The sequence below is a fragment of the Clostridium thailandense genome (genome assembly GCF_019207025.1).
Classification (GTDB): Bacteria; Bacillota; Clostridia; order Clostridiales; family Clostridiaceae; genus Clostridium_AM; species Clostridium_AM thailandense.
This window is the reverse complement of record NZ_JAEEGC010000108.1, coordinates 1-26431: the sequence shown is the minus strand read 5'-3', so window position 1 is coordinate 26431 and position 26431 is coordinate 1. Positions and strand designations below refer to the sequence as shown.

Sequence of the window (26431 nt, the reverse complement as noted above, 5' to 3'; positions counted from 1 at the left end):
GACTTACATATGGATTAATCCAAATATCAGTCCAATTTTGAGTCCATTTAGTTATATTTATCAGCAAACTATATTCTTTCTTTGTCTTGCGTATGAAAATCTGATGATTCCACACTTTTCATGCTATAGAAAATTCAAACTATTTCTTTCTTTAACTTCTTCAATAGACAATCCAGTTTTCTTTGCTATCAATCATATGTACTCTACTACTATTTTCACAAAGTCTTCTATATCCTTTAAATTATTGTTTATTATATCATAAACAAACGCTCTATCAAGTTTCATATAATCATGAACTAAAATATTTCTAAATCCAGCCATATTACATAAATTGTTCTTTAACTTTTCATCAATTATTCTATTTTCATATAAAACTAAAAATATGTCTTTATTGTTCTCTGGCTTTCTGAATCTCATGTCAGATATAACATGATTTCCTATATCTAAAACGCACTCTATACTTAAATGAAGAAATCTTTCTGCTGATCCATATATAAATGGATCAGCAATATATTTTTCCTTATTATATTTTATTACAGATTTCAATATGCTTACATATTCATTTAATTTATCTATTCTTGAAATTATAATTTCTCTTTTTACCATAAACTTATCCTCCAAAGACTTCTCCTTGTCTAATTTTTTCTATCACAGCGTTGTCATACATATCTGAATAATATTTAAAATCAAAATATTCTCTTAATGCTAAAGACTCAAAATCAGCTCTTTCATAATCATCTTTTATTATTACTCCATTATGGATTATCTCATATTTTAGAAGTAATGATGCAGTGTTTATTGAAACTACATCTACATCTCTCTTAAAAAATGCTTTTCCTTCTTCTATAATATCTCCTCTTATAAAAGCCTCTTCCATGCCTTCATAATTTTTACTAAAGCATACTGCTATATCTATATCACTGCTTTCTGAAGCTTCTCCCGTTGCTTGAGATCCAAAAATATATGCAAATTTTATCTTATACTTGTTGTTTATAATAGATATAAACAACTGTGCCTTATTTATAAGGTTATTCATATTTAATCACCACCAGATTTACTTGTGCAGGGTTATATGTTAATTTGCTCACATTAACTCTATACATAAAAATTGTATAGCAATTTTACATAAATTACTATAACTTTTTTGCTTTACATAAGTAATTAATGCTCCATATCTGTTTCTAATGCTTTAATAGTTTCATAGGAAATCTCAGCTTCTTTAGGACAAGGTAATTTTTTACTTCCAAATGTACAAAATTTCTCCCTATTATATGAATATAAATTTCTTTTATTTTAATTTTCTTGACGATATATATCTGTAAAGGCAATCTGCTCTAGCTGCCCTAGCCTGGATAAAGCCTGAGGATCACTATCCTTAAGAAAGGCCTTTTTTATTTCCCTTTCTTTAGTCATAATTTGGCTGCTGCTGTTATCTGCATTTCTTAATCTGCAGCTATATACTATTGGAAAGTAGGTCCTTACAAATTTCCCCTCTGCATGAGCTGTTAGCGCTATTATCTGAAAACCTAATTGCTCTGCAATAAAAAACACTGGATTTAGTACGTGGTCACTTGAGGCTTTTCCAAAAGGATTATCCACTATGACAGTTCTGTATCTCTTATGGTTTGATGTAATTTGAGTTCTCTTTTCTGCCAGATAATTTAGTATTCCAAGGAATAAGCTCATATTCTTGCTCCATTTCTCTCCGCCGGACCAGGAATTTGACACCTCCCAAGAATAAGGCATACTGTTTATCTTTTGATCATTGGTTACTTTACGGCATTTTACTTTAATGTTGTTTTGCTTCATCACAATCTGCAATAATTGCTTGGATTGAAGCCATTTTTCTATAGACTTTCTAACCTGATTTTCAAGTTCAACACCATTTTCATCCTTAAACTGATCACCTTCTAACTGTTTTAGCATCCAGTCAATATGCTTTGCCAGTTCTTCCTTTCCCTCTTTTTCGTTATATTCAGGAACATTAAAAACAAATATCTCCTTCCAGTCTTCATCAATTTTTATTCTTGTCTTTTTAGGAATTTGTTTAAGCTCTTGTATCATTGATGCTAAGTAAGAGTGCAGATGATTTATAAATTGCTGAACCTCTTTGTCGTGTTCACGAATGTCATTTTCTGCAATTTCTATAGTTCTCATGATTCTCTCATTCATTTTGTTTTGCCATTCAGTAACATCCTTATAGGATTTTTTATACTGAACTCCTGTAACTGCCATATCCTTTAGCTTTACATCCACAATTTCACTTTCACAAAAATTTATAAATTTCCTTTTCTTATCTTCTGTACCTAGCTTTCTGTCTTCTAGCAGCTTTTCAGTTCTTTCTATATTTTTAATTGTTTCATCTACGATTTCTGCTCTCTTATACGGAAACTGATTTTTTATATCATCAGATAAAATAGCTTCCTCTATTTCTTCCGATAAATAAGAATACTTAAAATTATAGTTTACTAATTTAGAAATACTACTGTTTATGTTTTTTCCTTCCTTTTCTATAGCCTCCTGCTGTCCTAAAAAATACTCCTTCTTTTTAACTATAGCTTCTAACTCTTCTTTTAACATGAGTTCTATCTGCTCTAAAGCCTCAGAAAAGGATATTATCATTTCATACTTACTGTGAAAACGATTTTCTTCACTTTCATAAATAGCTTTTTCCCTTTCAAAGTAAGTATTTGCATCATCGTAAGCCTTTTTTAAATTTTTGAAAGGCTTCTTTAGTTTTTGCAATTCTTCTATAAGTCTATCCATCTCCTCGTCACCATAAATCGGAAACTCTAAAGCTTCATCCAGTTCAAAATCTATCTGTTTTATTAAGTTATTTAGTTCCTTTTCTAGAGTGCTCTTAATCTCCAAAGCATTCTTCATGCTTTCTTCTAAAGTTTCTCTCCCCTTTTGCTTCTTTTCTAGAACATCCTTTAAGCTTTTTCTCTGCTGCATTAGTACTTCTTTGCTTATGGAGCTATAGCTTGGGGAAGCATCAATGACTTCCTTGTATAAGGGATCTGCCCTTAATACAGAGACTCCTGTATTGATTTCATTAAGCTTTTCCTTTATTTCCTCCTTTGAATCTTGACTTAACTTTGCTCGTCTCTCTACTTTAAAGCTTTCTTCTTTAGCAAGTATAAGTTCTTTTTTTATTCTGATTTTTTCGCCTTCAGCTTTTTCTTTTTCCTTTTTCTTTCTTGAATAATCCCTAGCCTTAAGTATCTTCTGTTCTAAGATATGCTGTTCTCCCTGTGCCTCAGAGGTAGCTGTGTTGACTCTGCCTATCTCTTTATCTATATTTTTTATTCTTGCTTCTTTTTTATAAATATCTTCAATAAATAGGTTTGTTTTATCCTTAAGCGATATCTGTTTTTTCTGCATTTCAATATAATCTTCGTGAGGATATTTACCATAAAAATCTCTTACATCTTTAAGAAGCTCAAAGCAGCCACTTAACTCCTCTTCCTTATTCCTGCGAAGCTTTGTAACTTCATCAGCCTTAATAGAAATCTCATTCTTCCAGCTTTCAAAATTTCTCTTGACAATGTTTTTATTCCACATTAGAGGAAATAAAATGTTTCCTTCTGATAATGCAGAATTACCTTGTGCCTTATCCCGTGCTTCCTTCTCATTCATAACAATAACAGGATGGGAAAGTTCAGAGCGTTGATTATTTATTTTGTCTATAAGCTTTTCTATCTCTGCTTCTGAGGTAACTATAGATATTGTCCAATAAGGATAGCTTTCGTTAAGCTCCTCTTCAGACCTATCAACACTTTTTGCTGCCCTTTGAAGGTATTCTGTTCCGCTTTCTATATATTTAAAACCATTTCTCCAGTTTTTTATATATCTTTCTATGGAAGGATCTGCTGTGTAAAATTCGCTTTCACTATAGTTATCAAGCCATCTGTGAGCTAATCTTTCCTCAAAAATCAAATTCTCCTTTTCTTCTCTGAGCCTCTCCTGCTTGTTTTCTAACTGCTCTAATATGGTGCTCTGCTTTCTATACATGGAGTCAAAGCTAAACCAGCTGCTTCTAAATTCTTTAACCCTTAAAAGGAGACTATCGTGGAGCTCATTGAGGTTCTTTAATTGTTCTGATAACTCTGTTTCTTCTCTCTTTAAATTATTTAATTCCTTTCTTTGTTCTGGTATACTTTGTAATAATTCCTGCTTTTCATCCCTCATCATCCGCATTTGCTTATTATATTCAAAAACAGTATTTTCTAGATCTGATATTCTTCTTTGCCATTTATCAAATTCTTCTTCTATCTTTTCCTTGCTCTGATTATCTAATATTTCCCTTTCCAGGTTATCCATATCCTTTGTAAGCTGATTGATAGATCCATCTAATTTGGCTTCTGCTTTTGACAACTCATTTTCCTTGTCTTTACTTTTCTTGGCTTCTTTTTCTATTTCTGCAATTTCTTTTTCAATATTTCTAAGCTGACCTTCAATTATCGATATCTCCTTATAAAGCTTTTCTTCCTGATCCTCATAATAACCTTTAAGCTCACTGCTGTTAAGTTCCAGCTTTTCATTAATATCTTCAATATCTTCATCCTTATCAAGGTCATTAATCTGCTCTCTTAAGAATTGAATTTTCTGCTGATGTATTTTTATATTCTGTTTGTATTTGGCAGCCTTGAGATTTTCAAGTCTTTTTTCTTTTTCTTCCTTTGTATTTATAACTTCATTATATTTATCAGAAATCTCTACAAAGCTCTTTTCACGTTTAAGCATTCTATCCTTTAATAGCTGTAATTTGTATGAAGCCTCTTTTTGCTTCCAGTGTTTCTCCTCTTCTTCAAGTAAACTTTGAACCTCTTTATTTTTCATAAGCTTCTCTCTATTAATTTCATCTTCTTTTTGGGCAAATTTATATAAAGCCTTTATATGCTTCTTGATTTTAGTAAAGCTTTGGTTCACCTCATCATAGGATTTATACACTTTTACATAAGAATTTATTTGCTCCTCCACTAGCCTGCTTTCATCTATTCTGGCCTTTAACTGTTTATATTTTTTAAAGTGTTCTCTCTGCTTTTCAAAGGTCTCTGCAAATTCTTTAGTCCCATCCCCAGCAAGTGCTTCTTCTACTGTAGGAATTAAAAGGTTATCTACCAGCTGCCCCGTGGTTTTGCAGGCATCAAAAAATGCTTCTACATCTCCCTCTGCACCATTTATCAAAGCAATTTTTCTCCACTCTGAGGGAATAATTTTAAAACTTTTCTCTATGTATTCGTGGTAATCTTTAATTGTGCTGAAGGTTTTAGCACTAATTTTATTCTGACTCATCTCTGAATAATACTCCGAGGCTTCTTCCTTTGTAGCAGGTCTCTTTTTACCATTGACACTTTCTTTTACAAAAGGAAGCTTTTCTATTGAGTTGTCATTACCTTCTTCATATTCATAAACATATTTAAGAGAATCTACAGCTCCTCTATTCATAAATAAGCTTACAGAAGTTAAAGCGTATCTTCTTGGTCTTTCACTTAATATCCACTCTATTGCTATGTGAGCTGTACTATTTTCTAACATAAGAGTGTTTTTTATTTTACGTTCTGCTAAATCACTATGAGGTAATATAGCCTGAATAGCTGTTTGTACGAAAACGGTCTTTCCACCACCGTTTTCAAGCAAAATTGCCCCATTGTGACCCTCAAACTGAAAAATATCATCGTTATATCTTTTTTCTCCATTTTCATAGATTACATTAGTAAAACGTATTTTAGAAATTGCTGGCATTAATTTTCTCCTTTCCTATGATCAAGGTCATACATAAAGTCTAGTATTCCTCTGTTATAATCATATTCCATGTAATATCTTTGAATTATGTTCTTGGCTTTTTCCGTAAGTACCAGCTCCTCATTGCCAATGTCCTTTATAAGCTCCTGAGCCTCTAAAAATTGTTTTACAGTGTTTAAAAAACTCTTTCTGCTTATAGTTCTGGCATCCTGGCTTTTTACTTTCTCCTTGATTTCATCCATATCCATCCACTTTTCTATAATAGCTGACCAATTATAATCAAACTGATTATCTAGTTCCTTTAGCTTATCTAAATCATGTTCATTTAAAGCCTCAATCCTCTCATTTATACTAGAGAGCCATTCATTTATATTTATAAAATCACGAGTTGGTTCTGTAGTTTGGTAACTATCGTAAAACTCTCCAAAGAGCACAATTATGGCTGTATACATTAAATATAGATCTAGGTTTACAGCTTTTGCAGGCAGATATTCCTTCTTAATAGAATCATTTGACACGTGAAATATGGAATTTCTTGAAACTGGTATCATGTATATATAATCTCCTGAGGCAAAAATAGTACAATCTACCTGACGGGCAAATTGGTCTATAAGTCCCCTTATCATCTCATCAGATATATATAGGCGCAGCTCTTCCTTCTCCCCATAGCCTTTCATTGAAAGTATGGAGTACAGCTTAAAGGCCTGCATTACCTGTTCATTATTATATTGAAGCATAATTGTCCTCCAATCTTAGACGCATATTCTTTATTGTAAATCTTTCTGTAACCTTAAGTATTCCCTGAGCTTCCTCTACGTATAAAACCTTTCCCTTATTAACTAATAAATCGAAGGCCTCTCCAAATAAAAGCTCTTCATTTTTTTCACCTGTATCTATGACTACTGGTGATCTTTGGTGCAGTATAATCCAAAAATCATAAAAATTTCGGTAATCTAATATATCTCCATAACCATTTTCCCTCATATATTCCACCATTTCACTAATGCCAATCTCATATGAGTCACCTAAAGCTTTCAGTAATATCTCTGTTATGAATTTAAAATTTTCTCTTTGTATCTTCATACCCTGCTTTATCTCTTCCTCTTCTTCTAGAGATAAAAAATCTTGAGCTTTTTCCTGTTTGTTTCTATTTTCAATCCTTTGCTTAGCAAATACCGTTAAAGGTGACCAGCTCTCATGCCTTTCTAAATACATAAAAGGTTCAATGAGTGTTCTAGCTGCATTTAATGGAAGCGGCGATGAAAATAACCGGCTCACAATTTCCTGATCAAAATTAAAGGAATCTATGCCTACATAATAAAGCGCCTCCTGTGCAGCCTGAAGAGCAGCGGTTTTAAGAACTATACTTTCTTTAAAGAGCAGTCTATGATCATAATGAACCTGCCCAAGTTCTTTGTCTATTTGTATTATAAGTTCATAAGCTTTTATATCTTTATCATTAGTGAGTTCATTACCTACCTTCTCTTTGGTTTCCTTTACAAAAGACTGCAGTTCATCAAATTCCTCATCCTCACGATGCAGTCTCATATTTATATCTTCAATTATACTTTTATATCTTTCATAGGTTTCAGTGGACACTATGTTTCTGTTTACCTCGTGTTTAATTCTAACAATCCTATCCTGAAGATTTTTTACGTCAAGGCTCATTTCATCAATTTGTCTTAGCGCACCTACAAATTCTCCTTTTTCCAGCTGTTTTCTTAGAACTAACTGATTTATAGATAGCTGAAACTCATTAAAATACTCCTTTGTCGCAAAAATCAATTCTAATCCCTGTTCATCAAGGATGTAATACTGCGTATTTGTTTCTAAATCTGCCCTGTCTGCTTTTAATATAGAATATTGAACAGTTTCTTTTTTTCTTGTTTCCCAATTATAAAATTCTTTAGAGTTTCTCTTTCCTGTAGGAGGTCTAAAGGTCTCTATAATTGTCCTTGCTGCCTTTTCAAAGCCCTCATAATTTAAATCTATTTCTCCTCCATTTAACTCATACAAAAAAGAAGCCAGTTCTTTTACTCCTGTCTTTTTATTCCTTATAAGCATATTTTCAAAGAAAAACAATAAGCTTAATAAACCCAAGCTAAAATAGTCAATAATATTACCACTGTTGTCCTTTGAATTTTTATTTTGCAGCTTATATAAGGGATCAAATAAAGCCAATCTTTGAATTCTTTCTCCATAGTTTTCTGTAACATTTTTTACACTTATATCCACTTTGTATTCCTCCATATATGCCTAAGTTCATCCTTATTCAAAGCTTCCTGTGGGAGGTATCCTCCATTTTTTAAAATTTCTTCTATATTTATTTTTTCTTCATCACTAAAAAAATTAATAAAATTTTTTAAGGCTTTATCATTTTTTTGCTGTGTTTCTTTCCCCCTGCTGTAAGGCTTCTTAAGCAGCTCCCTATAAAATTCAACTGCTAAATAGCTAGATACTTTTTCACTAAAAGAATTCCATATAGATATGCCCTCATTATCTAAATCTCCAAAATAAAATATCCTATTAGTTTTCTTTATCCCTAACTGTTTTTCTAACATGTGGATATTCCCTACTATTTTCCATCCTGAACCAAAAATTAATGAAGTGAACTCTGTCTCCTGTAATACTTCCATCATAGCTATAAAGGTTGCCTTATTCTCTACAACAAGGTGATAATATTCTGATTTTGAAAACTGCTTGGGGTTAACCGCAAGCATCAAAGGATCTGTACTATTTATTATATTAAATTTTTCCCACAGCTTTATTCTATCTAAAAGTTTCTTTCCACCTTTTTCATCAATCCACTTTTCATCTCCTGCAATATGAAAGGATCTTTCTTGAGAAGTAGTATAATCCCTTGGCACACCACTTTCTTTAATGTATCCATTAATCTTATCAATATAAGGCAGATCTTTCTTCCAAGTTTCCTCACTTAAATTAAAATATTCCTGTAGATCTATTTCTTCACTGATATTCAATGCATATTTTTGAATAGTATCAATATGTTCTCTTCTTAATTCATATTTGTTAATTCCAAATTTGTAAGGCAGAGGAATTTCTTTACCATTATTATCTTTGGGATTTTTTTCAACTAATATGTTGTCATCAATTAATTTCCTAACACTTTCTGCAAAGTTATTGTAGGAAGCATCGCCTGGAACTAAGTTTTCCAGTTCTCCTAAGGTTATTGTGGCCTTCTTATAGGATTTCAAAAAAGTTATCAAATGCTTATACATAGTTCTTCACCTTTTGATTTTTTTATCTAAATTATAACATATTATTTTAAGATATACTCTACCCTATGTGCCTTTCATATATTTGAAAACTTAAAGTGGCTGTTGCACTTTTTCAACAGCCACTTTACTTTGATATTTTTTTCTTTAATTTTACAGATCCTTTATTCCATATCCTGCCTAATTCTCTATAAGTATTTAATCATAACGTTCAACAAACAATTTTAATTGCTCTGTAATATTGTTTATATATTCTAAATTTGAAGATATCTCCTTTGTTGATGCGGCTTGCTCCTCACTAATACTTCCTGAAGATTCTATGGACTTGTTAATTTCAAAAACTGCATTATTCATTTCCTGTAAGATGGTTTGAATTTTTTTTACTGATTCATGAGATTGTTCTGCAAGCTTTCTTATTTCATTAGCAACAACTGCGAAACCTCTACCATGTTCACCTGCTCTTGCAGCCTCAATTGAAGCATTTAATCCTAAAAGATTCGTTTGGGTAGCCACACTTTTAATGAACTCTAGAATCATGGAAGTATCTCGATACTTTTCTGTCAATTCATGAGCTAGCTTTATTGATTCTTGTCCAGAGTCTGAAAGCTCTAAAGCACTTTTAGCTATCTGATCAACATTTGTTGATACTTGATTTATAGAAGAAGATAGCTGCTCAACACTTTTTACCAAATTATGGTTGTCATTCAAATCAATACCTGAACTTAGAGTTCCTATAATTTTTTTGTTAACTCCATAAATTGGTGTAAATATCGTCTTTATAGGTCGTCCATATACTTCTTTAGGAATATCATCAAAAGTGTCTTTACCTGTTCTAATGCACTCTTCTATGGTAGTTATTCCTTTAATCGGTTTACCCGCAGGTAGGTCAAGTTCAAACTCTTTTGCTCTGTAGTAGGATAAATATTCCTCTAAATCTGTTACTCCAACAGCCATGTCTTCACGAACAATTCTATTAAGATATGGTAGAACTAATTTGAATGCTTCTAAGATCGATTCATTTGTTTGAAACTCATTTGAATTTTTCATTTGAAATTTTACCTCCTCAGGTTGCGCTTTTTTACAATTATCGTTAATTTTTTAATGAAATTATATCATATTTTTATATTTTACATAACGGTTTCCGTAAAATAAATACTGTATCTTCTAAATTACTGCTGTGCCATAGATTTATTTCTTCAACAAATTAGGTATATTAATAAATACAAAAGCTGTTATTGGTATTGTGAGTATTAACCCTATGCTGCCTGCTAAAGCTTTTAAAATCTCACTTGCAATAATATCCTGATTTATAATTTCAATAAAAGACAAATTATACGGCGATAACATGATTACAGTAATAATAATTTCTCCAGTAAAAGCAAGTATAAGCGTTGTACACATTGTCCCCATAATATCTTTACCCACATTCAAACCTGACTTAACTAATGCCCTATCTAAGATGTCAGGATTATTATTCTTTATTTCATATTGAAAAATTAATTCTACTTATTTTTTAATTCTTTTATTGTCTTTAATAAAATTTCTATAGTTTTCGTATTCTCTGCCTGCTGCTCCATTAACAAATCAATTTTATAGTGCAAATCTTCTATTATAATTTCAGATTTTAAATTAATAAGATAATCATTGGCAGCCGTTAATCTATCTTTTTCTGATTGACGATTTTGTGACATCATAATTATGGGAGCCTGTATAGCGGCAAGACATGATAACACAAGATTCAAAAACACAAATGGATATGGATCAAATGCTTTGTTACTTAGAATAACAGCATTTCCTATAATCCAAACTGCTAGCACCACACCAAAACTTATTATAAATGTCCAACTACCCCCAAATGTGGCTATTTTATCTGCAATTTTTTGTCCAAAGGTTGAATTTTCATCATCTGCCTCATTTATATTTTTTGATATTTTTCCACTAATTAGTTCATGCATCAATTCTTCATCAATATTGCTTCCCTTTAGATCCTTATCTTTTTCTAATATCTGTCGTACTAACTCTTCTTTGTCATAATATACCTTATCTTTATTTTTCATAACTTATCTCTCCTCTATTAAATGTATAACTACTAAGTATTTTAACATAACTTTTAGAATTGATTCTATAAATTTTATAGGCCAAAGTATAAAAGGGTTAATGTGGTCGTATTAAAAAATCTCTAAAGTTGGTATTTGATTTTCATATTCAAGAATCACTAGATCTTCTCCTATTAACAGAAATTAGACTTATTTAGAACCCTATTCCCCAAAATAAGCCTACTTTCTAATTTCTTATTAAGAAAACTCCTAGAAATTAAAGGGATTTAAAGTATTATGTCGAATAATTTAGAGTAATTCGACTACTTCTTTATATCCAATTTATATCCAATTTTGTAAATCCAATAAGGAGAAAGTTATGGGTAATTCAAAAAGTCAAAAGAAAAATACTATAGTAAATAAATTCAAATTAATTTATATGCCACTGCTTATCGGATTAATTGCCATATTTTCAGTAAGTGCAATTAGTTACTACACAAGCAAGATTATGCTATTAGCACAGATGAAGCAAAATGGAATAATCCTAGCTAAACAAACTGTTTTACAAGTGGAAGGTGATTCTGATTCATTAGAAATGATTAATAGAATGATAGAAGATAAAATCAGAATGGTTGGGAAAGTTGTCATGATGAATCAAAATAATTTAAGTAGTGACTTGTTGAAAAAAATTGCGAATGATCTTGATACAACTGAAATAGACTGGTATTCTCCAGAAGGCACTATTATTTATTCAAATATTGATCGATATTTAGGGTGGAAAACCTCAAAAGGACATCCCGTAGAAAATTTTAGGATAAGTGGAAAAAATGAGTACATGGAAGGAATAAGAATGGATACAGAGTCCTTTAATTATAAAAAATATGGATACCTAAGGAACTCAGACGGTACCTTCATCCAAATAGGTATAAGTGCAAATAAAGTTGAAAGTCTCACACGAAAATTTAGCTATCAAACTCTAGTTGAGAAATTGACACCTGGAGAAAATGTTCTTCATGTAGTTTTTATTGACAAAAACTTAAAAACCATTGCAGATTCAGATATAAAGGCTCTAGGAACTGTATATGACAAGAATGAAGAGCCTGAAATACAAGCGGCACTCAAAGGCAGCCTGTCTACAAGAAATTCTTATTATAAAAAATCAGATATAAAGGCATTGACAATATATGCTCCTGTAGTTACGAACGGAGAAATTAGTAATGTCCTTGTGATAAGTCTTTCCACAGAAAAAGTTTATTATAATATTTATATGCTTTCTATAATATCGTCTATTATAGCTATTATGATGATTTTAATGCTTTTATTGGTAAAAAATGAAAATATTATTAAGCCTGTAAAAAGATTAGATAAATCCATTAACCAAATTGATATAGAGAAAGCTATAGAATACAGACTGTCTTTAACCGAAGGTGATACTTTTTTCGGTGTGGCTCGTTCTATAAACAATATATTAGACAAAACATCTAGCTATTTTCATCTATTAAAAGAACATCAGGAGGAATTACAAGCTTCAAACGAAGAAATAACAGCAACCTATCAACAATTAGCAGCATCAGAAGAAGAGCTAAGAGCTCAATATGAGGAAATACAAAGTTACACTGAAAAATTAGAAAGTTTAAGTGGAGAATTAGGGCACATTGCTTATCATGATTCTTTAACAAATCTGCCGAATAGAATAAAACTTGTAAAAAAACTAGAGGAAGATATAAGCAAAGACAAATATGGTGCAGTAATACTCTTAGATATTGATAACTTTAAAAGCATTAATGATACTTTAGGTCATCCATATGGAGATAAAATATTAAAAAAGGTTGCAGAAGAGCTTGAATATATTAAAGATGAAAAAATGTTTATAGGGAGATTGGGCGGAGATGAATTTCTTATTTTAATCCAAGAGGAAAAGGATATTGCTATAATAGAGAATTATGCAAAACATATAATGAATATATTTAAAAATAAGATAATAATCGAAGGGCAGGAAAACTACCTAAACTGCAGCATGGGAATTACTCTGTATCCTCTTGATAGCAATGAAGTTAATCAATTGTTTATGAATGCGGATATGGCTATGTACAAAGTAAAGAATGTAGGAAAAAACAACTATATGTTTTTCAATGAAAAAATGACAAAGAAGTTACATGAAAATATCAGATTAGAAAGTATTTTAAGAGATGCTATAAAAAAAGAGGAATTTAAACTATTATATCAGCCGCAAATATGTACTTTTACGGGAAAAGCTGTAGGTTTTGAAGCTCTTTTGAGACTAAAAAATACCCCTATATCTCCAGCACAGTTTATACCCGTAGCAGAAGAAACTGGCTTGATCGTAGAAATTGGAAGATGGGTTACAAAAGAGGCAATAAGTCAAATAAGCATATGGAAACAGAAAGGCTTAGTTCTAAAACCTATCGCTATTAATTTTTCTGCAAAGCAATTAAATGACTTTAATTATATTGAATTTCTAAAAAACACATTAAAAAAAGCGGGTGTAGAAGCTAGGTATATAGAAATAGAAATAACCGAAAGTATATTTTTAGAAAAAAAGGAAGAGAATATAGCATTTATTAATGAATTAAAGTGTTTAGGGATAAAAATTGCACTAGATGATTTTGGTACAGGTTATTCCTCTCTTAGTTATTTAACCTTTTTACCAGTGGATAAAATAAAACTAGATAAGTCCTTAAATGATAAATTTTTAGAATTGGAGAATATAAAAGTAATGGACAGTTTGGTTTCTCTTGCAAACAGCTTAAATCTAGAAGTAGTAGCAGAAGGTATAGAAGATTTAGTTCAATATAAACGTCTAAAAATAGCTAGATGTAACTATATTCAAGGATATCTTTTTAGCAAACCATTAGAAGTAGAGGAGGTAGAAAAAATATATAATTATAATTTTTTAGATAAACTAAAGCATGACCACCAATAAAATGGATGGCCATGCTTTAATTCTAATTGACTAAAAAAGTGGGGAAAATACTCTAAGTACTGCATCAAATAAGCTTCCCAAAAACCCATTTCGACAGTCACTCAATCTAATCTCCCTGCTTTTCAATATGGTCTCCTGTGAATCTTTTTTTAACTCTATAATAGCGCTAGTTTTATACATCAAGGTTCCACATTCAAAATTGAGATACAAGCTCCTATAATCCATATTTATAGTTCCAACAACTGCAACTTCATCATCACAAACATAACTCTTAGCATGAATAAAACCAGGTGTATATTCATATACTCTGACTCCAGCCTTTAAAAGCGGTGCATAGTTAGATCGAGTGAGCCTAAACACAATTTTTTTATCTGGAATACCTGGAGTAACAATTCTTACATCTACTCCTCTTTTGGCAGCCATACATAGAGCAGATTTCATCTCATTATCAATAATAAGATATGGCGTAAAGATATAAATATAACGTTTTGCCTGTGACAGAAGCTCAATATAAATATTTTCTCCCACTGCTTCATTATCAAGTGGCGAATCTGAAAAAGGCTGAACGTATCCGCTATAATCAAGGTCTGATTTATTGTGAATATAAGGTTCAAAGTTTTCTAATATGTCCTTATCTTTTTTAAATGCATTCCACATTTCTAAAAACATTAGTGTAAAACTCCAAACTGCTTCCCCTTTTAGGCGTATACCTATATCTTTCCAATGCCCATATTTTTCTTTTTCATTTATATATTCATCTGCAATATTAATACCTCCATTAAAGGCTGTATGCCCATCAATAACTAAAATCTTTCTATGATCTCGATTATTCATGGCTAGTGTAAGGATTGGTCTAAATTTATTAAAAGCCATGCATTTAATTCCTCTCATTTCCATTTTTCTTGTAAAATCCTTTGAAATTAGAAAAAGAGAGCCTACATCGTCATATATCACTCTTACATCAACACCTTCAGATGCTTTTTGGGTAAGTATTTCAAGAACACTATTCCACATAATTCCTTCTTCAATAATAAAATACTCAAGAAAAATAAAATGCTTTGCCTTCTTTAATTCAGACAATATATCCCTATACATAATCTCCCCTAAAGGATAATATGTCGTTGCAGTATTTTTATAGATTGGATAAGAACTTCTCTCCTGCAGATATCTGCATGTCCCCATGGCACGCTCATCAAATTCACCAATTTCATCTAGAATATTTCGATTCCCTTTCATTAATTCAACTATTTTTTTATGTTCCCTATCCAGCCTAATAGCCATCCATTTAGCCGGCCGTTTGTTTCCAAAAAATAGATATAAAAGGCTGCCGAGCAATGGTAACACCACAATAAGAATAATCCATCCAATTTTATAAGAAGAATTCTCCTCCTGTCCAATAATATATAGAACAATTAGAATACTAAATATTGCAAAGAACTCTTTTATCAGTGCAGAATATCTAGTTAGGCTAATTGAGAAAAGTATAAACCATACAAACTGTATAATGAGTATTGTTGATATTATAAATGTTCTACCACTCATTCTCTTCAGTAATTTCATAATTTAACACTCCCTCTCAAAGTGAAGAAACTTTATAACCATCATATGCACCAACAATCTATCAGGATGAATGTTAAAAACTTTTAAATAATTGATCAGCAATAAATTGGTTCTATTTTGTACAACTTGTGTTAATTATTACTCATAATAATATTATAATTGCAGTATACTCAATTAACAATCATTAAAAAAATCTCAAATGTTGTTAACATGAAGCTAAGTATACTCCTTTAACGGAAATATTTAGTTTTTTTCCTTTTTTAGGTTAAAAACTACCATAACAAATTATAATTTTATTATATAATTAATATTGCCCCTTATTTTACTATTTGTCAATATTATTTATCTACAAACAATAATTTTTGTTTATTTTTTTAATTTCTTACTATGAATTTAAACTATAAAATTGTCATTCCTAATTATACAAAAGTTCACAATTGTTTCGCAATGAAATAAAGCCTATCTATTTAAATTTACAAATAGATAGGCTCACCTCTTATAAAAAAACATTAATAATTTCCTCTCTACACTAAGTCATAAATTAATTTGACTATTTATTAAAATACGAAGCTAATGCCGAACCGCCTATGATAGCAATAAGAACTAAAACTTGCATTATTATTGTTATTCGTCTTCTCATAAATTCACTCCTCCTAATAGAATATTTTATATCTATTATATTATATTATTAATTTACTAAAATATCAAGTGTAAAATTATTATTTTATTATTTATGCACATTTTGTTTCTTTAACTATAAAACTGATAGTATACTACTAGCTCTTTTTTATTGCCTAAAATTAAAAGACCTAGGCGTTAACCTAGGTTGAAAATCACCATTTATTTTTAAATTCGAAATTTTCTAATAACACTACTTAAGTCTTCTGACATTTTTGCTAAAAGCTTACTCGACTCTGCAATTTCATGAATAGATGCAGACTGCTGCTCAGCTGCTGCTGATATAGTCTGAGTTTCCTCTGCTGCCTCAGTACTTATATTTCTAATATCATTTATTGAAATAACTGCTGCCTTAGCCTCATTTGTAATCGCATTAATAGAATTTGAAACATTATATACTTGATTTGATATCTCGCTTACCATTTTTAAAATTTCTGAGAAACTTTGACCTGCTATATTTACAACATCTGTTCCTGTATCAACTTCTTTTTTACTTTCATCCATAAACATAACCGCACTTTTAGTTTTAGATTGCACGTCATTTATTATCGTTGTAATTTCTTCCGTAGCGCCTTGAGATTGCTCTGCTAGCTTTCTGATTTCATCTGCCACTACACTAAAACCTCTTCCAGCTTCACCAGCTCGAGAAGCTTCTATTGCTGCATTCAAGGCAAGAAGATTGGTCTGTGAAGATATACTTTCAATAACTTCAATAATTTGTCCTATCTTTTTTGATTTATCTTCAAGATCACAAATAATACTTGAAGTGTTATCAGTTTTCTGTTCTATTATTCTCATTTGCTCAATTGATCTATCTATAGCTTTCTCTCCTTCATTAACCGAAGCAGTAGCCTTATCGGTTAACTCTGAAACTAAATTTGTATTTTGAGAAACATTATATATTTCATCAGACATCTTTTTTACTGATTCAGCAGTAGTATTAGATAATAAACTTTGCTTATCAGCGCCTTGTGCTACATCAGTCACAGAATCAGCAACAAGATTTGATGCATCGGCTGATTGTTCTGTACTGGCAGTTAATTCTTCTGAAGATAATAATAATTGCTCTGATGTATGGGTAAGTTGCTTTATTAAAGCCACAATGTTTTTAGTCATTAAATCTAATGCATTAGATACTAAACCAAATTCACTTTTATCTTGAAGATTTACTTCCGGTATTTTGTTAGAAAAATTTCCTTTTGATAGCTCATCTATAAAAGCAACAAAGTTATTTAAGCGTTTAGTAATATGTTTAGTAATTATTAATCCAAGTAAAATTATTACAACAGCTGCTACTCCCACAATACTAATAAATATTCTTAAAGCAAATGTAAAATTTGATTGATTCTTCTTACTTAGTTCCTCTGCAACTTTTTTATTATGATCACCTAGGTCAATCATATTTTTCATAAAAGCTTCGCCAGATGGGTCAACCTCAGTTTTGTACAATTCATATGCCTCAGTATTTTTATTTTGATTAGCTAAATCTAGAACTTTTTTTCTTCCATCTCTATATTTATTTAAGTTTTCTTCCATCTCATTAAGCTTATCATTTTCAAATGTATCTAGTTTCATTTTTTTATATGAAGTAATATCATTATTAAATTCTAAAACGCGAGAGTCTATATCTTTAAGTAACATTTCATTTTCATTTTCATCCTCTGTTACCATAAGCCTAAAAATATCAGCCGATATTGCGCGAGCTTCTATCCGAGCTTCATTTATATATTCACTTGACACTAATCTTTCATTGTACATTGTATTTATTGCATTATTAGATAATGATAAAAATATATAACCAATTATTCCTATTGTAATTAAAGATATTAAAGAACAAGATATAAGTAATGTAAGTTTTTTACCAACCTTTAGATTATTTATCCATTCCATACACAATCCTCCATGTTTAAAATATTTTTCTTTGTATAGATTAAAAGCCAATTATTATTTAAGATTTTTTTAAATCTATTAATAATAATTGGCCGGTTGCACTACTGACTCCAAATTTCTAAAGTGCCCAAATTCAAGAAATTCTTCATTGTCTCCTTAACTATTTATTTAAATAGCAAAATATTACTATTCTATTTAAATTATCGACTAAAAATATTTTATATTTACATTTTTATGTGAAATTTTACTTAATAATTGATTTTTTTTAATTTTTTCTGCTTCAAAAGATAGATTTCAGATTTTTATTAAAAAATGCTTTCATGTTTAAATATACAATAAAAGTGCCTTCAGCTTATATATGCTAAAGGCACTAGACGATGCTGATTAATTTATAAATATAAAGGCCAATACTTTAAAGCTTATATATGCTAAAAGTACTAGTCTATACATATTAAGATTAATAACTTATGCTCTTGTTCTGAATCTTTTTACTAGGATTGTCTGCAGCCACTACAACAATATCAATCTCTTCATTTTTGATCTTGAACATACTAATTCTGTAGGGATTTTATCTATTGAAAAAATAAGAATAACCTTATATTAAATTTCTATAAATGGAGTTCCTTGTCCATTATGAAATTTAAAACCCACTTTAAAAAATTTGTAAATCAAAACCACTTTTTCGACAGACAAACTACTAATAATTTTGTTAATCATAAAACTTCACTCCTTCTCTCATACATACTAAATTAATTTTATAAAAAATTCTCTCTTATTCAGTCATCTTTTGTTCTCTCTATATCAATAATATTTATTATTATATATAAAAATACCATAAATCCCAGTATATATGTTGTTAATGTAAAAAACAAAGCTTAAAATGTAAAAATTCATAAAAAAACACACATGACAATCTTGTTCACGTATGTTTTATGTCTTTATGTATATTTTAATAGGTATTTAAAGTATATTTCCTTTATTTTTACCAAATTAGCACTACTTATAGGTATTTTTGTATAGTCATCTATAAAAATGCTTTTATCTTCTATCTTCAAAATATAATCCATATTTACAATAAAGCTCTTATGAGATTTAAGAAATCTTTCATCTTGAAGTTTATAAAAGAAATCCTCAAGCTTTGAATAAAAAGTAATGACCTCCTGAGATTTTAGATATATATTTACAATCCTAGCTTTGCTTTCTGCATATAATATATCTTTATAAAAAATTTTATAGCTTCCTTTTTTGTTTATAATAACAATATTTTTATTTTCTTTATCTAATTCCTCTATAGCTATCTTAATAGCAGCACTAAGCTTTTCTTCATCTATAGGTTTCAAAATATAATAAAGAGCTCTGACTTCATAGCTATCTATTGCATGTTCATGTGAAACAGTTATAAATATAATTTTACATTGTTTATCAAACTCTCTAATTTTCCTTGCAATGTCTATCCCCTGTGAAGCTTTCATATAAATATCTAAAAATACTATATCAAAGTTCTCCTTATCAAAATTCATATGATCAATCAGATCTTGTCCTTCATTAAAAGTTTTTATTTTAAAAGCTGTATTTAACTCTTCCATATTTTTTAATACAAAAGAAAATATGGCTTTAACTTCGTCTATATCATCATCACAAATTGCAATATTTATCATATTTATCACCACTCCTTTTATAGATATCCACGGCCGAAAGTAAACTTATGCTCCGGTAGATGTTACCAAGCTTCAGCACTATAAATACTTTTGTTATAAGTCTTAGTTCAGTATTTTAGAAAATCTTAGAACTGTTGATATGTTTGAGGTACGAGTTTATCAATGGTTCTTAAACTTTCAAAATACTGGGCTTTAGACTTATCAAAAGTATTTATTGTATCGGAAGAATGCCAATATATCCCGGAGCATAAGTTAAGTATCGGTCGTGGTTATCTATAATCTAGCTAAAGTTCATAATAATACTTACTTGAAATTCACTAGAAGTATATTTCACATCAAAAAAGCCATTATACTTTTCCGCTATTTTTCTCACATTACATAATCCTATGCCATGTTCTTGTGATTTTTTACTTGTTTTGATCATTTTGTCTTCTTCTACAACTTGTCCATTAAAACTATTGTCAATTTTAAGTAATAGGTTAAAGCCCTTAATTCCAGCTTTTATATTAATATATTTCTCACTTTTATTAATATCTTTATTGCATGCTTCAATAGCATTTTCAATACAATTACCTATAACAATTGATAAGTCAAGAATATCTATATTGATATTCTCTGGTATATTTAGATTCACCTTAAATTCAATATTACTATTTTTAGCAATACTCATGTAATATTTTAATATTGAATCTACAGTAAAATTTCTGCATAGCATATCTGTATTTTCACATATCTCTCTTTCACTAAACTTTTCAAAATATTCTGAGGCTGCCATGTAATTTTTAGCATCCATCATTGACTTTATAGCCAAAAGATGATGTCGTATGTCATGTTTAAAAGCATAATAATTCTCAATGGACTTATTTAAGGTTTTGTAATTTTGTTTCTGTAATTCTATTTGAGTGTCTATAATTTTTAATTTATATTCTAATTCTACATTTCTATTTACAGACCAAATAGCAGTAAAAATTATTATATATGATAAAGTAATTATAATTATAAACATCAAACTATTAAAAAGTCCATAAGCATTAATAGGCTTATTAGCATTAAAGTCATAATAATTAACTAAAAATAAAAATATCATAATACTGTAAAAAGATATTATATTAATCACTTTATTAGTTACAAGTTTTAGCAATTTTTTATAGTTGCTTCTAATTTGTAAATATACTATAGGAATTACAAGAAATTCAATAAAGGTTCTTAATAACGTTGCTAAGTATTTATACATACTAAGGTCTTTAATAGAAAACAAACCTATTATGTAACTACTTATAAGTAATATAATAATAGAAAAAAGCCATACAGTGAACATAGTAAATATTTTTTTTGAAATGGATTCTTCAAAAATCAAAAGAACGTAAATAATGAAAGTAGTGCATACTAAAATAAATACTATATATTTATAAAAGATTGTTCCTTTTAAAAAAATATCACAAAGATAAGTTCCGAATAATACAATAAAGTAATTAATTACAAATATAATTGTACAGTATTTAATACTCCTTTTTCTAGTAAGCAGCAAATGAAAATCTACAGTATTTATCAATGTTATTAGACTAGTGCTTAATATATAATTCATAGTATCATTCCTTTGACTTTTATTAAACTTTACACTTCTTTTGCTAAGATAATCTATCCTGCAATTCGCCCCATTCTTCTAAATAGCTCATGTTGATTTCTTCCTGTGCTACAAGTTGCTCTTGAAGTTCAGTTAGCTTTACATAATCAGACATAACCGCTTCTGATTGAAGTTCTTTTTGAAGTTTTGCAATTTTTTCATCACATTCCTCAAGTAATACTTCCAGTTTTTTTATCCGTGCCTCTATTTTAGCTTTTTCCTTACCTGGTGTTGTAAATTTTTTCTTTTGACTCTTCTCCTTAACTACAACTATTTCTTCAACATCAGCTTTCTTTGCTATCTGTTCCAAATAATGCTCATATCCAAAAGGATAATAGCTGACATTACCATTATCAAATACCAAGACTGATGAAGCAATCTGTTTTATAAAATATCTGTCATGTGAAACGAAAAGCAGCGTACCGGTATAATCCTTAAGCATTTTCTCTAATGTTTCCTTGCTTATTATATCCATATGATTTGTAGGTTCATCAAGAATCAGAAAGTTTGGTCTGCGCTTTAATATTTTGCACAATTCTAAACGTACCTTTTCTCCACCAGAAAGAGCATCAACTGGTTTAAATGCATCCTCCTGTGTAAAAAGAAAGGCTCCAAGAGCGCTGCGAACTTCAGTTTGTGTTAGATCAGGAAACTCGTCCCAATATTCCTCCAGTACAGTTTTGTCACTTTTATATTGTGCCATATGCTGATCAAAATATCCGATTTTAACCTTATCCCCAAGCAAATGTGTACCACCAAGTTGGGGAATAGCACCAACAACAGTTTTTAAAAATGTAGATTTACCTAATCCGTTGCCACCAATAATACCAATTTTTTCACCACGCATTATATCAAGCGACACTGTTGAAAGTGTCTTACTATAGCCTATTTTTAAATCCTTTGCTCTCAATACCAATTGAACACTTTGATATTCAGGTTCAAAATCTGCATAAAAGCTCTTTGTATCTGCTGCATCAGGAGCTTCCACAATATCCATACGATCAAGCTGCTTTATCTTAGATTGCGCCATAGCCGCTTTTGTAGCTTTATAACGAAAGCGTTCAACAAGTCCGCTTAAATGAGCAATTTCCTTTTGCTGTTCAATATGTTTCTTTTGCTGTATTTCCCATTCAAGACGCTTTTTTTCAGCAAATACAGAGTAATTTCCAGTATACTTCGTAATTTTTCCTCGTTCAATCTCATAAACTGAACTCACAATTTTATCTAAAAATTCCCTGTCATGGGCAACTATAAGAACAGTTTTTTTATATTCCTTTAAATATTCTTCAAGCCATTCAATAGCATTAATATCAAGATGGTTAGTAGGTTCATCTAATACCAATAAATCCGGCTTGCTGAGCAAAAGCTTTATAAAAGCGATTTTAGTGCGCTGTCCTCCAGAAAACTCTGAAAGAGCCTTTACCTTATCTTCATCAACAAATCCAAACTGCTTGATAGCGACCTCATATTCCTTCTTATAAGTGTATCCCCCAAGCAGATTATATCTTTCCTGTAATTCTGAATATTTCTTGACTGCAGAATTATTTGACCCACTCTCCATCTCACTAAGAAGCTTTTCCATTCTGATCTCTATATCAAATATTTCCTTGTAGGCTTTTTTTACCTCATCTTCAAGAGTAATAGTTTCATCCTCAAAGGTAATCTGCCTAAGATAACCGATGGTTATATTTCTTGCTGTAATAATAGAAGATGTTTCACCGTTATCAAGCTTTGAAAGCTCGTATTCACCAGAAATCAACTTAAGAAGAGTTGTCTTTCCGCATCCGTTTCGTCCCACTAAAGCAATTTTTTCCCCTTCATTTATTTGAAAATCAATGTTAGATAATATTATATTTGCGCCAAACGCAACACATCCATTTGTAACTTTAATCAGCATCTAATTTACTCCTTCTAAATCTCCTTATTTCCCTTTTCAATTATATACTATTTATAAAATACATCAAATAATGTATAACTAAAGAATTTTACCGATTTGCTTAATATCATATCCCGATGGATTTTGAAATATCCTCAATTGGAACTCATTTACCACTGCAAATAAGTGATCAAAAATATCAAATTGAATCTCTTCGTATTTTTTTAAATCTATATCAGTTGCAAAAGCATAAATCTCTATAGGCAATCCATTTTCATTTGGAGCTAATTGCCTTGCCATAATTGTATGTTCTTTACTAATTCTAGGGTCACTTTTTAAATACTCTTCTATGTAAGCCCGAAAACAAGCAATATTAGTAAGATGCTTTCCGTTCATTAAAGAATTCATATTATGCTTGTCCTTATTGTTATATTTCTTAAACTCTTCCTCTTTGGCGATAATATAATCTTTTAAATAATTAATCTTTTTAAAGTTTTCTATCATTTCTTCCGAACAAAATCTTATACTGCTGATATCAATTAGAATGGAACGCATGATTCTGCGTCCACCTGCTTCTGATATTCCTCTCCAGTTTTTAAAGGAATCGGACAAAAAGGCATAAGCTGGAACTGATATAATAGTTTGATCAAAATTTCGAATTTTTATAGTACTTAAGTGTATTTCAACAACATGACCATTAGCTCCATATTTTGTCATCTCAACCCAATCTCCTATTTGAATCATATTATTAGTAGTCAATTGTATTCCAGCAACAAAACCTAAAATAGGATCTTTGAACATAATAGTAATCAAAGCAGATAAAACTCCAATTCCGCTTAATATAGCTATTGGATTGGTGCCAGATAAAGTTGCTGCTAAAGCAATTCCTATTAAAATCCATGATAAAATCTTTACTATTTGCAGTGTTCCTGTAATAGGCCGAATTTTTGAAATAGGATAGGTTTTATAAACATCATCAATAGCATTTAATATTGCACTAACTACCAAAATAGAAATTACTAATATGATAGCTTGAACAATTCTTTGAATCGCTTCTTTAAAGGATCCGAATATAGGTGCCGACATATAAATTATTGCAAAAGGCACAATATTAGAAATTCTGTGAAATACCTTTCGTTCAACTAAGAAATCATCCCACTTAATATTGTTTTTATATACTGTCTTGGATATAATATTTAAAACAACTCTTTTTGTAATAAAGTTTGCTAATAGACATATTATAATTAATAAAACTAATTCAATACTAAAAGATAAATATCCAGCAATTACTTTGCTAATTCCTTTGTCAAGCAGTATTTTTTCTACAAATCCCATACTTTACCACCTTTCTAATCATATCAAAATATATATTTTATATTATAAATTTGATATATCGATGCTATTTTATTGAATACTTATCAATATAGTACAAGATTGTCGAATTTAAGTCAAACCTCACTAATATTCATGATATGTTTTCAGTTTAACTAGTATATTCCACATATTGTGATTTATGGTATAATAAATATAATAAGGGGGATTTCTTCATGCTAAAAAAAAGTATACTCATATTTTTTTTCTTTATGTTTGTTATTGTATTTTTTAAAGTTTCAGTTTATTCAAAAGCAACCATAAGTAGTCCAAAACTTGATACTTATGTAGTTGATAATGCTAATATACTCTCTAAGGACATTTTAGAAAAATTAAACTCTAATTTGAAAAGCCTTAAAGTTAAGACAGATGTACCAGTATACATAATAACAATAAACGAATTATATGGAACAGATATAGATAAATATTGTCAAGAATTGGTATCTAGCTGGGATATTAAAGGAAACTATGTAATACTCTTAACATCTCTTAAAGAAAAACAATACAGACTCGTAACTAGTAATGACCTGAAACCTTACATAACCAATAATACAATAAAAGACTTATCCTCATATTTTAATACTAATAAATATGAGGATGGAATGCTATATGTAGCAAATAATATTTCTTCTACTATAAATTCAAATACTAATAAAATTTCACCTTTCGACCCATATAACTTTATATGGCTTGCCGCAGTTGCTACTATAATAGTATTTTTAATTAAGAAAGCTTATTTAATATTTTTATCAATGAAAGCTTCAGTAAAGTAATCAATCTTCAAAACATCATTATAAATTTCTTGAATAACAATATAAAATTTTTATAATTTAGCTTAAGGGGGAGTTTAACATGAAAAAGTATTTATTATGTTTTTCTATAATTCTTTTTTTCCTATTTAATATTAACTTTACAGTCTATCCAAAAGGAGGTTCATCTAAAGCTTCGAGTACTTCCTCCTCTTCATCTAAAGCTTCAAGTGCTTCCAATTCTTCAACTAAACCTTCAAGTGCTTCTACCTCTTCGTCTAAAGCTTCGAGTACTTCAATTTCTTCTGGTAGTTTTAGTCCTGCTGCTAAACCTTCAAATACTCCAGCTTCCTCAAGTACTTCCAATTCTACAACTAAATCTTCAAATATCTCACCAACAACATCCTCTAAAGCTGCTGGAAACAATATTAAGAGTGGAAATTTTAGTAACGCTAATTCATCATCAATGAAAAATGCCTCAACTTCCACTAATAGTTATAAAAGCGGAAGTTTTAGCAATTCAAAATCAAATAATACGACTTCAAATAGCTCTAACATAAAAGGCACACCTATTAAAACTGTAAAGATTACATCTACACCTAGTATAGAAAGTACAGCAAGAAAAGATTCTTTAATTACAAGCGGAATGTTTAAAGGCGGAATTCTTAAAAGCAGTAATTCTATCCCTACAAAGGGTATGCCTGTAATTATATCTATGGATGGCAATGACATCTACGTTGACTGCACTGATGATGGAAATTATGTTTGTAATTACTATACAGCATCTCCATCTGAAAATTCATCTTCATGGCAAGGTAATGTTGGATATTTGGCATCTAGCCCAATTAAAAAATCACATGCTGGAACTATTATCTTCGGTAGTTTAATTACAGTTTTCTTTCTCCGTAAAATAATCAAGCTAAGCCGACCTCACTAAACTTACTTAAAAATATGGGCTTTAGACTTGTCAAAAGTATTTATCGTGTTGGAAGAATGTAAATATATCCGGTCGCATAAGTTAAGTGTCGGCCGTGGATGTCTATATTGCAACAGTCCCCTTT

19 protein-coding genes and 1 riboswitch are annotated in these 26431 nt (G+C 30.1%); of the genes, 3 read left to right on the top strand and 16 right to left on the bottom strand.

Going from position 1 to position 26431, the window contains the following annotated elements; genetic code table 11:
- Nucleotides 1-192: 192 nt before the first annotated feature.
- From hepT to I6U48_RS19515, 9 genes are all read right to left on the bottom strand, one after another.
- Nucleotides 193-606, bottom strand: a complete 414-nt coding sequence (gene hepT, locus I6U48_RS19555) for a type VII toxin-antitoxin system HepT family RNase toxin (RefSeq protein ID WP_218322160.1) — start codon at nt 604-606, stop codon at nt 193-195.
- 4 nt (nt 607-610) lie between these two features.
- On the bottom strand, nt 611-1036 hold the full coding sequence (mntA, locus tag I6U48_RS19550; protein WP_218322159.1) for a type VII toxin-antitoxin system MntA family adenylyltransferase antitoxin: 426 nt from the start codon (nt 1034-1036) through the stop codon (nt 611-613).
- A gap of 257 nt (nt 1037-1293) precedes the next feature.
- Complete coding sequence (locus tag I6U48_RS19545; protein WP_218322158.1) at nt 1294-5748, bottom strand: coiled-coil domain-containing protein; 4455 nt, start codon at nt 5746-5748, stop codon at nt 1294-1296.
- Nucleotides 5748-6485 (bottom strand): DUF6063 family protein, encoded by a 738-nt coding sequence (locus I6U48_RS19540; protein WP_218322157.1) that lies wholly within the window; start codon nt 6483-6485, stop codon nt 5748-5750. The genes I6U48_RS19545 and I6U48_RS19540 overlap by 1 nt, the downstream gene beginning before the upstream one ends.
- The gene (locus I6U48_RS19535) at nt 6472-7983 is read right to left on the bottom strand and encodes a replicative DNA helicase (protein WP_218322156.1); all 1512 of its coding nucleotides are present in this window, start codon (nt 7981-7983) and stop codon (nt 6472-6474) included. The genes I6U48_RS19540 and I6U48_RS19535 overlap by 14 nt, the downstream gene beginning before the upstream one ends.
- Nucleotides 7974-8987 (bottom strand): Wadjet anti-phage system protein JetD domain-containing protein, encoded by a 1014-nt coding sequence (locus tag I6U48_RS19530; protein WP_218322155.1) that lies wholly within the window; start codon nt 8985-8987, stop codon nt 7974-7976. The genes I6U48_RS19535 and I6U48_RS19530 overlap by 10 nt, the downstream gene beginning before the upstream one ends.
- 195 nt (nt 8988-9182) lie before the next feature.
- Complete coding sequence (locus I6U48_RS19525; protein ID WP_218322154.1) at nt 9183-10031, bottom strand: methyl-accepting chemotaxis protein; 849 nt, start codon at nt 10029-10031, stop codon at nt 9183-9185.
- Nucleotides 10032-10172: 141 nt separating this feature from the next.
- Nucleotides 10173-10466: a YibE/F family protein gene (locus I6U48_RS19520; RefSeq protein WP_312891096.1), complete on the bottom strand. Its 294-nt coding sequence runs from the start codon at nt 10464-10466 to the stop codon at nt 10173-10175.
- A gap of 20 nt (nt 10467-10486) precedes the next feature.
- Nucleotides 10487-11041, bottom strand: a complete 555-nt coding sequence (locus I6U48_RS19515) for a DUF1003 domain-containing protein (RefSeq protein ID WP_218322153.1) — start codon at nt 11039-11041, stop codon at nt 10487-10489.
- 358 nt (nt 11042-11399) lie between these two features.
- Here I6U48_RS19515 and I6U48_RS19510 point away from each other — a divergent pair, with 358 nt between their 5' ends.
- On the top strand, nt 11400-13964 hold the full coding sequence (locus I6U48_RS19510; RefSeq protein ID WP_246615460.1) for an EAL domain-containing protein: 2565 nt from the start codon (nt 11400-11402) through the stop codon (nt 13962-13964).
- A gap of 30 nt (nt 13965-13994) precedes the next feature.
- Here the strand turns inward: I6U48_RS19510 and cls are convergent, their stop codons facing one another.
- From cls to I6U48_RS19480, 6 genes are all read right to left on the bottom strand, one after another.
- On the bottom strand, nt 13995-15524 hold the full coding sequence (gene cls, locus I6U48_RS19505) for a cardiolipin synthase (RefSeq protein WP_218322152.1): 1530 nt from the start codon (nt 15522-15524) through the stop codon (nt 13995-13997).
- An 846-nt stretch (nt 15525-16370) separates the two neighbouring features.
- Complete coding sequence (locus I6U48_RS19500; RefSeq protein ID WP_218322151.1) at nt 16371-18092, bottom strand: methyl-accepting chemotaxis protein; 1722 nt, start codon at nt 18090-18092, stop codon at nt 16371-16373.
- Nucleotides 18093-18175: 83 nt separating this feature from the next.
- Nucleotides 18176-18257, bottom strand: a riboswitch (cyclic di-GMP riboswitch).
- A 773-nt stretch (nt 18258-19030) separates the two neighbouring features.
- Nucleotides 19031-19750, bottom strand: a complete 720-nt coding sequence (locus I6U48_RS19495; RefSeq protein ID WP_218322150.1) for a LytR/AlgR family response regulator transcription factor — start codon at nt 19748-19750, stop codon at nt 19031-19033.
- A 280-nt stretch (nt 19751-20030) separates the two neighbouring features.
- The gene (locus I6U48_RS19490) at nt 20031-21335 is read right to left on the bottom strand and encodes a sensor histidine kinase (RefSeq protein WP_218322149.1); all 1305 of its coding nucleotides are present in this window, start codon (nt 21333-21335) and stop codon (nt 20031-20033) included.
- A gap of 43 nt (nt 21336-21378) precedes the next feature.
- The gene (gene abc-f, locus I6U48_RS19485) at nt 21379-23271 is read right to left on the bottom strand and encodes a ribosomal protection-like ABC-F family protein (protein ID WP_218322148.1); all 1893 of its coding nucleotides are present in this window, start codon (nt 23269-23271) and stop codon (nt 21379-21381) included.
- 78 nt (nt 23272-23349) lie between these two features.
- Complete coding sequence (locus I6U48_RS19480) at nt 23350-24585, bottom strand: mechanosensitive ion channel family protein (protein ID WP_218322147.1); 1236 nt, start codon at nt 24583-24585, stop codon at nt 23350-23352.
- A gap of 212 nt (nt 24586-24797) precedes the next feature.
- Between I6U48_RS19480 and I6U48_RS19475 the strand changes: the two genes are divergently transcribed.
- On the top strand, nt 24798-25394 hold the full coding sequence (locus tag I6U48_RS19475; RefSeq protein WP_218322146.1) for a TPM domain-containing protein: 597 nt from the start codon (nt 24798-24800) through the stop codon (nt 25392-25394).
- Nucleotides 25395-25538: 144 nt separating this feature from the next.
- Here the strand turns inward: I6U48_RS19475 and I6U48_RS19470 are convergent, their stop codons facing one another.
- Nucleotides 25539-25859, bottom strand: a complete 321-nt coding sequence (locus tag I6U48_RS19470) for a hypothetical protein (protein WP_218322145.1) — start codon at nt 25857-25859, stop codon at nt 25539-25541.
- On the opposite strand from I6U48_RS19470, the gene I6U48_RS19465 reads away from it, so the two are divergent.
- Entirely contained in the window at nt 25837-26307 is a 471-nt protein-coding gene (locus I6U48_RS19465; RefSeq protein ID WP_218322144.1) for a hypothetical protein, read from the top strand. The two genes, I6U48_RS19470 and I6U48_RS19465, sit on opposite strands and share 23 nt — an antisense overlap.
- The last annotated feature ends 124 nt before the right edge of the window (nt 26308-26431 follow it).

Excerpts from the sequence above, each read along its gene's own strand:
- abc-f (WP_218322148.1), bottom strand. The coding sequence starts at position 23,271 with ATGCTGATTAAAGTTACAAATGGATGTGTTGCGTTTGGCGCAAATATA.
- I6U48_RS19515 (WP_218322153.1), bottom strand. The coding sequence starts at position 11,041 with ATGAAAAATAAAGATAAGGTATATTATGACAAAGAAGAGTTAGTACGA.
- I6U48_RS19530 (WP_218322155.1), bottom strand. The coding sequence starts at position 8,987 with ATGTATAAGCATTTGATAACTTTTTTGAAATCCTATAAGAAGGCCACA.
- hepT (WP_218322160.1), bottom strand. The coding sequence starts at position 606 with ATGGTAAAAAGAGAAATTATAATTTCAAGAATAGATAAATTAAATGAA.
- I6U48_RS19490 (WP_218322149.1), bottom strand. The coding sequence starts at position 21,335 with ATGAATTATATATTAAGCACTAGTCTAATAACATTGATAAATACTGTA.
- I6U48_RS19525 (WP_218322154.1), bottom strand. The coding sequence starts at position 10,031 with ATGAAAAATTCAAATGAGTTTCAAACAAATGAATCGATCTTAGAAGCA.
- I6U48_RS19465 (WP_218322144.1), top strand. The coding sequence starts at position 25,837 with ATGAAAAATGCCTCAACTTCCACTAATAGTTATAAAAGCGGAAGTTTT.
- I6U48_RS19500 (WP_218322151.1), bottom strand. The coding sequence starts at position 18,092 with ATGGAATGGATAAATAATCTAAAGGTTGGTAAAAAACTTACATTACTT.
- mntA (WP_218322159.1), bottom strand. The coding sequence starts at position 1,036 with ATGAATAACCTTATAAATAAGGCACAGTTGTTTATATCTATTATAAAC.
- cls (WP_218322152.1), bottom strand. The coding sequence starts at position 15,524 with ATGAAATTACTGAAGAGAATGAGTGGTAGAACATTTATAATATCAACA.
- I6U48_RS19540 (WP_218322157.1), bottom strand. The coding sequence starts at position 6,485 with ATGCTTCAATATAATAATGAACAGGTAATGCAGGCCTTTAAGCTGTAC.
- I6U48_RS19510 (WP_246615460.1), top strand. The coding sequence starts at position 11,400 with ATGGGTAATTCAAAAAGTCAAAAGAAAAATACTATAGTAAATAAATTC.
- I6U48_RS19480 (WP_218322147.1), bottom strand. The coding sequence starts at position 24,585 with ATGGGATTTGTAGAAAAAATACTGCTTGACAAAGGAATTAGCAAAGTA.
- I6U48_RS19475 (WP_218322146.1), top strand. The coding sequence starts at position 24,798 with ATGCTAAAAAAAAGTATACTCATATTTTTTTTCTTTATGTTTGTTATT.
- I6U48_RS19495 (WP_218322150.1), bottom strand. The coding sequence starts at position 19,750 with ATGATAAATATTGCAATTTGTGATGATGATATAGACGAAGTTAAAGCC.
- I6U48_RS19545 (WP_218322158.1), bottom strand. The coding sequence starts at position 5,748 with ATGCCAGCAATTTCTAAAATACGTTTTACTAATGTAATCTATGAAAAT.